Origin of the sequence: Syntrophothermus sp. (assembly GCF_013314835.1) — a bacterium.
Taxonomy (GTDB): Bacteria; Bacillota; Syntrophomonadia; order Syntrophomonadales; family Syntrophothermaceae; genus Syntrophothermus; species Syntrophothermus lipocalidus.
Window position 1 is genome coordinate 1 of record NZ_JABUEX010000067.1, and the last position, 10,019, is coordinate 10,019.

A 10,019-nucleotide genomic window follows, 5' to 3' on the forward strand; every position below is an offset into this window, starting at 1 on the left:
AAAACTTTTTTACTTCAGCTCCCGCCGCCAGAGCCGGAGAGGTAAACAATTGGAGAGCCATTGGTTAGCTATTGGTTAATAGCTTAGCTTCTTGCCCGGGGAAAGGGAAGATAGAGGTTGCAGGAGAAAAACAAAATGCGCAACTTGTAAGTAATTTTCAAAACACCATAATTGAATCTTTCGGTAGCAGTCTTTTGGTCGTAGATAATTTAGGAAGAATCACCCATACTAATAGCCGTGCCGTTGAGTTGCTCGAATTAACCGAGGATGTGATTATAGGTTCCAAAATAGAATCTATTTCGACAGAGTTAGGGGTCGTATATGAAGTTTTAAAACGACAGAAGGAGCAGATTGTTGAGCATGGTGTTACAATTTATACTAAAAACAGAGTTGTTGATTCTAGCTTAAGCTGTTATCCTGTCAATCATCAAGGGAAAACAATAGGGGCAATCGTTATCTTGAGAGAACCCGAGTTAGTTAAAAAGATTGTAAATAGGTTGGCTCATTCTAATGCAAAGTTTGTTTTTAGTGATATCATTAGGCAAAACGAAAACTTGCTTAAAGCTATCGACTTAGCAAAAACGGCAGCTAAAAGTTCTTCGACTGTTCTTTTATTAGGCGAAAGCGGCACAGGTAAGGAACTATTTGCCCAGGCTATACATAACGCCAGTTTAAGGCGTAATGGCCCGTTCATTTCAGTCAACTGTGCTGCAATTCCAAGGGAGCTGCTGGGAGCTGAGCTATTTGGTTATGAGGAAGGAGCTTTTACAGGTGCGAAAAAAGGTGGCAATATTGGTAAATTTGAACTGGCTCACAATGGCACCATTTTTCTCGATGAAATCGGGGAAATGCCTCTGGAAATGCAAATCGTTTTACTCAGGGTCCTGGAAGATAAAAAGGTTACCCGGATCGGGGGTGCGCGCAGTATCCCGGTAGATGTACGAGTCATTGCAGCTACAAATCGGAAGCTCCGGGAAGATGCATTAACAGGGCGTTTTAGGCTAGATCTCTTTTTCAGGCTTAATGTGCTTAATATTGAGTTGCCGCCATTGCGGGAGCGCAATAAGGACGATATTCCTCTATTGGTTGATAATTTTATTTCAAAATACTCAACCTCATTGGGCAAAAAGATTCGAGGCATCACACCAGAAGCATTGGAAAAGTTATACAACTATAACTGGCCGGGGAACATTCGGGAATTAAGCAACGTTATTGAAAGGGCTGTACATATAACAAATTCTTGTTATATAGACGTTAAAGACTTGCCTGAAGAAGTTAGATCATGTAATAGTGACCTTTCCAATAGAGAAATACTCAGTATCAGAAATTATGAAAGAGAAATGATTATTAAGCTCTTGACTCATTTTAAAGGCAATAAAACTAAAGTCGCATCCGAATTAGGGATTTCCAGGGCTACACTTTACAGGCACCTTAGGAAATTTAGAATAATGGTATGATGAGAAAGTGTAACAATGTGAACTATGTCGCAATTTGATACAGCTTCCTTAACAGGTTAAATGCGTGATATAACGTCATAAATAGAAGATGAATAGGTTGTTAAGTGTCGCATTGTGCGACACTTGTTTTTTAATGGAGGTGCGCTACAGGTGCTTCATTCTGTTTCCCTTACAAAAAGGGTTAACCCTGCCCCATTTCGGAAACTTAGGGCCGATTAAACCGTTAGGCACGATAATTGCTACAAATCCAGGCTGATGAATCGAGATAGGAGGGGTTCTCAAATGGTAGAGAACGGGACTGGAGGCGTATCGAGAAGAGAGTTCATTAAGTTGGCAGGTGTTGGTGGAGGTGGCTTGATAGTTGGGGCTATAGCCGGGAGCCAGATGTTTCCCAAAAAAGAGGGGACAACAGGAATCCCTGAAAAATGGGATGAGGAAGCGGATGTTGTGGTTGTCGGTGCAGGCGGTGGCGGGTTAGCTGCCGCTATTGAGGCAGCCGATGCTGGTGCCTCTGTCATGGTTTTAGAAGTAATGGAATCCCCCCTTTTCTCTAATACGGCAATATGCGGTGGGGTCGTAATGGGCGCTAATACGTCGTTTCAGAAAAAGGCGGGGATCAAGGATTCTGCCGAGGAATTTGAAAAGTACCTGGCAGCTGTAGGTGGAGGCTTTGAAGACCCGGATCTCAGGAGGGTTTGGGCACAAAAATCCGGAGAGACAGTCGAATGGTTGGCTGCGTTGGGTGTTAATTTTCCCGTTGAGAACCTCTACATATCTGGAAACGAGAGGGATTACGCCGATGTTACACCTCCGGTGGCACGAGGTCATATAACGGACGCTCACAGCGGGAGGCCAATTGCAGAAGTTCTGTATAAGACCGCTCAAAAAAAGAATGTCAAGTTTTTATTTAAGACAAGAGGAAAACGGTTGATTACAAATAGTGAAAACGAGGTTCTGGGTGTAGAAGCCGACCAGGAAGGAAAAAAGATTTTTGTTAAGGCTAAAAAAGGAGTTGTGTTAGCCACTGCCGGGTTCTCCCGGAATAAGGAGTTGATAAAGAATTTCATGCCGAAATTGTTAACCGGTGGCTCTTTTGGTTCTATGCATCAGCAGGGTGATGGAATTGTAATGGGTATGGCGATAGGCGCCAAGATCGTGAACATGTGGATACCACAGGCGGCTACCATTGGGGTGCCCACAACTCCTGAAATGACCCCCTGTATGGTAATTCCTATTTGGGGCAAACCCTGTATTTTTGTAAGCACCGACGGCAAGAGGCACTTCAGCGAGGACCTCTACTATGAATTCCTTTATGAAAAGATCGCCGAGCAACCAGGAGGATTTGTATGGGCAATCTGGGATCAGGATGTAACTGACCTCGGGGGAGAAGTGATCGCTGTACCTGCTTTTAGTGATGGTTGTGTAAAAGAAATTGAAAAAGGTTGGGTAAAAAAGGCAGATACAATCAGGGAACTGGCTCGGCAGATCAATGTAGACCCGAATGCTCTTGAGCAAACCGTAAATACATACAATAAATATGCCAGGGAAGGCAAGGATCAAGAATTCGGTAAAAAGGTAGGTCTAGGACCAGTTCAAAGAGCACCATTTTACGCGGCAAAAACTGTACCTGCCACCTGCGATACTGCAGGAGGCTTAAAAATTAATACTGAGGGTAAGGTACTCAATATGGACGACAAAGTGATTCCAAGATTGTATGCAACCGGCAGCACCACAGGCGGTTGGCGGGGAAAAATTTATCCCGGCAGCGGAACAGCTGTTTCCTTCACTGTTACTTTTGGGCGTATTTGTGGCAAGAATGCTGCTGCAGAGAAACCCTGGGCATAGACCGGGGTTGGTTTTCTACGGAAGTACTGGCAGAATCACTGGTTATACCCGTTACGCAGTTCAGAGGAGACATAAGAAAAAATCACTTGTCGACAACAGGTTAAACAGAGAAAAAATATACAAAAAGGGCGACATCAGGATGCTGTGAACCCCCTTCCCTTGTTCCGTTTCTTACGTACCAAGTTCTACAAGCTTGCAGGGCAATTGGATTTTGTTTTTGCTCTTTTGGACGAACAGAATTCTTGAGCTTGTCGGAAACGGCGACCAGGTTAGGCGATTAAAAGATGAGTACGACATAACTCAAGGGGTCACCATCAATGAACGAACTATGGGAACTGCCGCCTATATCTTTGCCCTGTTAATCAACAGGGCAGTGCAAACGGTCGGAGCAGAGTATTATCTCCAGAGGTTCTATTACATCGCGGATTCCGTGGCTCCAGTCACGACGCAGACGGGAGGGTGTTCAACACCCTGCCAATGGACAGCCCAAAACATCGAATACGCCTATTCCAATACCCTTGGATTGGAATGGTAAAATCGGTGGCGGATGCTACCAAGGCTCAATTGCTTCAGCAACAAGAGGAGCGATGCCTGGAACTTTTCAGTGAATTATCAAGAAATACTTGAATACCTTATAGAGTTGGGCCTTTTGGCGGTCAGCAACAGCGGTAGAATAGTTCAGGTAAACAGCCTTGGAGTTGAGTTGCTCGGTTTTCCCCGGAGCAGCTTATGGGTTTGCCAGGGGAGACTTGTCTCTGAGGCTGGACGTAAACAACAAAAGGCATAAAACCAGTAATTTGGCAGGGTGTTGCAATTCCAGGCGCTGCAGGCAAACCGGGAGAAACTGGCGGGGCTGTAATTATCACAGAATCCTGGTTCTTTTAAAGAGGTGTTCGACTTTGTATTTGACAAAAGGAAAGAAGATCATAATCGGTTTGGTTATTGCTGTTGCAGTAATCGGCTTGAGTTTCGGCTTTTATTTGGTGCGGGCCAGTCACAATCCTTCTTTTTGTGCTGCCTGTCATATTATCCGCCCCTATTATCAATCATGGTCCCAGGGTACTTTGCTGGCAAGTAAACACCGGCAGGCGGATGTGAGGTGCCAGGACTGCCATAAGAGTAGCTATGTGGACAAGGCAAAAGAGGGCGTGAAATATATCACGGGGCAATATGAAACTCCCCTGCCAGAACTTAAGGTTTCTCAGCAGGAATGCCTCAAGTGTCATGGCAGTTATGAGAAAATTGCGGAGCGTACCGCGAAGCTAGAGCCCAACCCCCACGAAAACCCGCACTATGGCAATCTTGAGTGCAATGCTTGTCACAAGATGCATAGAGAGTCAAAAGTCTATTGCGCTCAATGTCATACTTTTGACTGGATTTAAAAAATGGGCATCGTTTAAGATTTAAGAAGGGAGAGGTTTATCTTGATGAATAGGAAAGGAGAGGCTATTTTGACGAACAAAATCGGGCGGAGGAGCTTTATCAAGGGGATGGCCGTCGCAGGCGTAGCAGTGGCTGGGGCGGGCGTTCTGACAGGTTGCCGGTCGGGCTCGTCCTCCGGCTCGGCGGTTCCCACCAAGTGGGACAAAGAAGCGGATATCGTGATTGTCGGCGGGGGCGGAACCGGTATCGTAGCTGCAATTGTTGCTCGTGAGAAGGGCTCTTCGGTTATTGTCCTGGAAAAGGCCGCCATGGTCGGTGGCACTACGTCACTCTCCGGAGGAGTAATCCAGGCTGCGGGAACAAAGTTTCAGAAAGAATTTACAAGATACCAGGACGACACTCCGGAAAAGCACTACGAGTACTGGATGCAGGCTGCCGAAGGACTTGCGGATCCCAAACTGGTTAAAGCAATGGCCTATAATGCTCCGAGTAATATCGACTGGCTGGTGGCTCATGGTTTAACCTATGTTTCTGTCTATGGGGTGGCTCCGATTCCCTACATCGATCCTGAATTGATGACAGACCGCATCCATGTCCCGGGCGGCGCCGGGAAAGCAGCTAAGGCCGGCACGGGACAGATTCACGTAAAGATTCTCTATGAGTTGGCCCAGAAAAAAGGGGCTGAATTCATGCTGGAAACTCCGGTTGGAGAGTTAATCTACGATCCGAAAAAGGGAGTTGTAGGAGTCAGGGCCCAGAGCGGTGGCAAAGAAATCGCCGTCAAAGCCAAAAAAGGAGTAATCCTCGCCACAGGCGGTTTTGATCATAATAAAGATATGGCCAAGACCTTCTCTCCACAGCAATTCTGGGCGATGGAGACCGGAGCGGTTCTCTCGGCTCCAACGAACACAGGGGACGGCATTAGAATGGCAATGGCCCTTGGAGCGGATCTGGCGGCAATGGGAGGCACCATCGGGGTACCATTTTACAACGTTGCCATTGCTCCTTTATCTCAGGACATACCCGAGGTGCCGGGAATATACGTAAATAAATACGGCCTCAGGTTTGTCAACGAGGCTACTCACTACGCTTACTGCATGAGGGCTGTTTTCAACCAGGAAGGGCACGAAGCCTGGGCAATCTTTGATGAGAATACCAAAAACATGGGTGGCGAAGTTATTGGCGGGATTTTCAAACCCTGGAGCCACGACCTCAGCAAAGAAATTGCAGACGGTTCCATCAAAACGGCCGGTACCATCAGGGAACTGGCCGCAAAAATCGGTGTCAATGCAGACAACCTGGAATATACTGTTAACAGGTGGAATAGTGATACTGCTAAGGGCAAGGATACCATGTTCAACAAGCAGCTGGGCCTCAAGCCGATCGCCAGGGCCCCTTTCTATGCCGCCAAGGTTAAAGAAGGAAACCTGGGTACCTGTGGAGGGCTGAAAATAAATACTAAGGGTCAGGTAATGAATGTCGAAGGGAAAGTCATCCCCAGATTATATGCAGGGGGTATGTGCGCCGGCGGCTTTATTGGACCATACTATCCGGGCAGCGGTACCGCTATTGCTGCTACTGTATACTTCGGGCGTCTCTGTGCTCAGAACGCATGTCAGGAGCAGCCCTGGGAATAGACAGAGAGGTTTGATCGCAGGAGGTGATATGAGAAAAATCACTTGTCGACAACAGGTTTAACAATTTGTAAAGTATGAAAGGGGCGAAAGCGGGATGCTGCGAGCCCCTTTCCCTTATTTTTGTATAGATTTGGCTGGATTTGACCGGGAAGGAAGATAAAACCGTGAAAAAGGCGATCGATTTTTTCGGTTCCGTGCGGGTGGGACTTGCGCTGCTTATTATTATCGGGGGAATTGCTGCCGTAGCCGCTCTGTTCTCCCTGGACGGCTTTTACCACACCTGGTTTTTCAAGTTGCTGCTGGCGCTGCTTTTTTTGAACATGCTGCTTTGTACCTTAAAACGCTGTAAAGTAATATTTTCCACGCGTAAGGATTTGCGACAAGGAAACTGGCGTTCCTTTGGCCTGTTCTTTTTACATGCCGGCTTCTTATTCGTTTTGCTCGGAGGTGCAGTCTACTCTTTTTGGGGGAGAGAAGCTTTTGTAAGCATTGCCGAGGGAGAAACCGCGTCAATGGCTCAAGTATTCGGACAGGAGAAATCCTTCAATCTTCATCTGAACGATTTCCGTATCGATTTATACCCCGATGGTTCTCCTTCCCAGTTCATTTCCCGCGTAACAATATGGGACCGGTCTAAAAGGATCGGAACCTTTGATATATCCGTCAACCACCCCCTCAAGTATCGCGGGGTAACAGTGTATCAGGAGAGATACGGCTGGGCAGTCAGGGTGGCGTTTGGTAACTCCGACGGCGAAGTTCAGGCGCTGGTAAAAGAGGGTGAGTTCGTCAACATCCCCGGTACCGGATACCGGGTGCTTCTCTACCGTTACATTCCCAATTACGACCCGTCTTACGGGATGGAATCGAAGAATCTAGAACCGGCAAACCCTAGGGTCATCTTCTCGGTTTATGAAGGGCACGAGCGGATTGGGGTGGGTATTGCACGGTTGGGAGAAGAGGTTTCAGTTACCGAAGAAGTCAATTTCCGATTTGCGGAAACTGTACCCTTGTCTACGTTGAAAGTAAAGAGCGACCCGGGTATCATTTTTGTGTGGGCAGGTTTCGTGCTCCTTCTGGCCGGCATTTTTATGGCGCTCTACCAGCCGCGTCTGTGGGGTGCAGGGGCGAAAAACAATGGAGAAGAGGGGGAGGTTTAGTTGGGTTCGCTGCAGCAAATTGCGTTAGCTGCCACATTTGTCTGCTATTTTTTGGGTATGATTCTTTATTTCTGGTATGCCACCGGACGGCAGATGGCCTGGAAGGCGGGCAGAATTGCAACCGGGCTGGGTTGGACCACAAACACTGTGGCGCTCATCGCCAGGTCAGTGCTGACCGGCAGGCTTCCCCTGGCAACCGGATACGAGTTTCTGCTTGCTTTTGCCTGGGGGATAGTGCTGTTCTATTTGATTTTTGAATTGCGTACAGCTGTTAAGGCGGCAGGCGGCTTTGTGCTGGCCTTTGCCTGGGGCCTACTGGCCTTTATCTGGGTTGTGATGCCGGAGCAGCCAAATGCCGTCGCTCCATTGATGCCGGCCTTAAAAAGCGGCTGGTTGACAGTTCATGTCCTGACGGCGGTGGTAGCTTACAGCGCCTTTGCCCTTGCCTGCGGGCTGTCCGTTTTATACCTGTGGAGGTACAGGGACGATGGAGTTAAAGAAGGGGAAGCGTTGCTGGATGAACTGATCTACAAGGTGGTGGCTTTCGGGTTCATGATGCTCTCTCTGACCATTGTGACCGGTGCCGTTTGGGCGGAAAAAGCGTGGGGAAGTTACTGGAGTTGGGACCCTAAGGAGACCTGGTCGCTGGTGACCTGGATTATTTTCGGGATTTACTTGCACATTCGCAAATACCGGAATTGGCGGGGCCGTCCGGCCGCAATCCTGGTAGTCGTGGGTTTTTTGGCAGTTTTGTTTACCTTTTTTGGCGTTAATTATTTACTTCCGGGGATGCACAGTTACGCTTAGTCCAGGTCAGAACTCCTTTTTTTGCGATGGGGCTTTTTTCTGGCCGCGATTTATTGATTCCTTTCCTCAATTTTAACTTGTTCCAGTTAATTTTTTGATAATTGGGAAAGGGCCATCAGGGAAAAAGTGACCTGTCAAGCGTCAATGAAAATGTCAGGTAAAACTCGTCTGTGAATTTGTCAGGGATGTGGTATAAGTGGTATAATACGACCTGCGAGGTAAGAATGGCTTACGCCATGGATGGTTTTCAGCGGGTCTACGGGGGGAAGGAGGAGGACCCGCCCTTTCTTTTACCTCTGCAGGCCTTGGAACGGCTTTACCTTTGGATGCAGGGCTTATCTCTACGTGTTCCTCTAAGGGGTAAATGTGGCCATTCCAAGCGACGTAGAGGGAGCCACCCGGAAGCTTATGGACCTCTACAACTGAACGAAGGGGTATGAAAGGAGCATTTTTAGGGTTAATCACGCGGTAGGCTTTGCTTTCAAAGTGGATGGTATAACCGGAGTTAAGGGTACGGTGTTCTTTCCAGCAGAAGATATGGCCCAGGCGTAAGTGAGAAGGGACAGGGCGGAAAGCAGGTACAGAATCAGCCGGTGGTTTAGCGAATTTTTCGTTATAGCGCGGGATGAACTTTTTAAGGACCTTGTTGGCCTCTTCGAGGGTGGTAGCTCCTGCCAGGCGCAGCTCGATAACGAGCCTTTGCTGGAGGGTTTCGAAAGCGCGTTCGATGCGGCCTTTGGCTTGAGGGGAACGGGCGGGGATATGCCGGATGCCCAGTTCATTCAGGATGCGCCCGATTTGTGTTAGTGAACGCTGCTGGCCCAGGAGTTGGTGTTCGAAACTAACCGCGTCTTCTTTGTCCTTTGGAGAGAAGAAAAGGGTATGGCGGTCGGAGTAGATAGCCACAGGGATACCATGCTGAGTGACTAAGTCGTAGAGGAGGCGGCGGTAGCCCTCGAAGTCCTCAGCTGGCCAGAAGAGGGCGGCGAGTATCTGGCCTGTGGCATCGTCGATGGCTAAGAGCAAGACGAGCTTAGGACCGCGGCCTTCCAGCCAATCGTGGTGGCTGCCGTCGATATGGACGAGGAGGCCCGGTTGGGATTTGCGCGGGCGGGTGCGGTGGATTTTAGGTGGCCGGTGTTTTTTAGGGCTTGGGATGCCGGCAGCTTTGAGGATACGGGCAACAGAGGAAGGGCTTAAGAGGATACCTTCGTGTTCGTGGAGCAACTCGCTGAGGAAAGAGTAATTGCACCCCCTATACTTAGTTTGAGCGAGTTGCACCACCAGTTGGCGGACCTCATCTGGGATGGTATGAGCTGGCTTACGGCCGCGGTTTCCGTGGGCCAGGGCAGCAGGTCCATGCTCACGCAACTTGGCCTTGAGCCTATAGACCTGCCGCTCGCTGAGGTTCAGGATAAAGGCCGCATAGCTCGTGGTAATTAACCCGCTCAATGACTGCTCCAATATTTGGATACGGCTTAATTCTTTTTGTGACAAGGTGATCCACTCCCTGCTCATACTGACATTTTCACAGATGATTTTTACCCTGACAATATCACAGACGAATCACACTAGGGAAAAAGTGACCTTGACTTTGAAGGGAAAAGCTAATAAAATTTTATACGGATGAGGAGTCAGGGTGTAGCTCAGCTTGGTAGAGCGCTAGCTTGGGGTGCTAGAGGCCGCGGGTTCAAATCCCGCCACTCTGACCATTGAAATCGGCGGGGATGATT

8 protein-coding genes and 1 tRNA gene are annotated in these 10,019 nt (G+C 48.4%); 8 read left to right on the forward strand and 1 reads right to left on the reverse strand.

Features of this window, described 5'->3' with window-relative positions; genetic code table 11:
• Positions 1-71 precede the first annotated feature (71 nt).
• The 7 genes from HPY90_RS13470 (at position 72) to ccsA (ending at position 8,286) form a co-directional block, all read left to right on the forward strand.
• On the forward strand, positions 72-1,457 hold the full coding sequence (locus HPY90_RS13470) for a sigma-54 interaction domain-containing protein (RefSeq protein ID WP_287195222.1): 1,386 nt from the start codon (positions 72-74) through the stop codon (positions 1,455-1,457).
• Positions 1,458-1,739: 282 nt separating this feature from the next.
• Positions 1,740-3,302, forward strand: a complete 1,563-nt coding sequence (locus tag HPY90_RS13475; RefSeq protein WP_287195224.1) for an FAD-dependent oxidoreductase — start codon at positions 1,740-1,742, stop codon at positions 3,300-3,302.
• A 211-nt stretch (positions 3,303-3,513) separates the two neighbouring features.
• Positions 3,514-3,837, forward strand: coding sequence for a hypothetical protein (locus tag HPY90_RS13480; RefSeq protein WP_287195226.1), 324 nt, complete (start codon positions 3,514-3,516; stop codon positions 3,835-3,837).
• 364 nt (positions 3,838-4,201) lie between these two features.
• Positions 4,202-4,684, forward strand: a complete 483-nt coding sequence (locus HPY90_RS13485) for a cytochrome c3 family protein (protein WP_287195228.1) — start codon at positions 4,202-4,204, stop codon at positions 4,682-4,684.
• Positions 4,685-4,729: 45 nt separating this feature from the next.
• Positions 4,730-6,322 (forward strand): FAD-dependent oxidoreductase, encoded by a 1,593-nt coding sequence (locus HPY90_RS13490; RefSeq protein ID WP_287195230.1) that lies wholly within the window; start codon positions 4,730-4,732, stop codon positions 6,320-6,322.
• 164 nt (positions 6,323-6,486) lie between these two features.
• Positions 6,487-7,479, forward strand: a complete 993-nt coding sequence (locus tag HPY90_RS13495) for a cytochrome c biogenesis ResB family protein (RefSeq protein ID WP_287195232.1) — start codon at positions 6,487-6,489, stop codon at positions 7,477-7,479.
• A complete protein-coding gene (gene ccsA, locus HPY90_RS13500; protein WP_287195234.1) occupies positions 7,480-8,286 on the forward strand; it encodes a cytochrome c biogenesis protein CcsA in 807 nt (268 codons plus the stop codon).
• Positions 8,287-8,439: 153 nt separating this feature from the next.
• On the opposite strand, the gene HPY90_RS13505 is transcribed toward ccsA, so the two are convergent.
• A complete protein-coding gene (locus tag HPY90_RS13505) occupies positions 8,440-9,783 on the reverse strand; it encodes an ISNCY family transposase (RefSeq protein WP_287195236.1) in 1,344 nt (447 codons plus the stop codon).
• Positions 9,784-9,921: 138 nt separating this feature from the next.
• Here HPY90_RS13505 and HPY90_RS13510 point away from each other — a divergent pair.
• Positions 9,922-9,998, forward strand: a tRNA-Pro gene (locus HPY90_RS13510).
• The last annotated feature ends 21 nt before the right edge of the window (positions 9,999-10,019 follow it).

Bases quoted from the DNA above. Each gene is read 5' to 3' on its own strand.
- HPY90_RS13475 (WP_287195224.1), top strand. From the start codon at position 1,740: ATGGTAGAGAACGGGACTGGAGGCGTATCGAGAAGAGAGTTCATTAAG.
- HPY90_RS13490 (WP_287195230.1), top strand. From the start codon at position 4,730: ATGAATAGGAAAGGAGAGGCTATTTTGACGAACAAAATCGGGCGGAGG.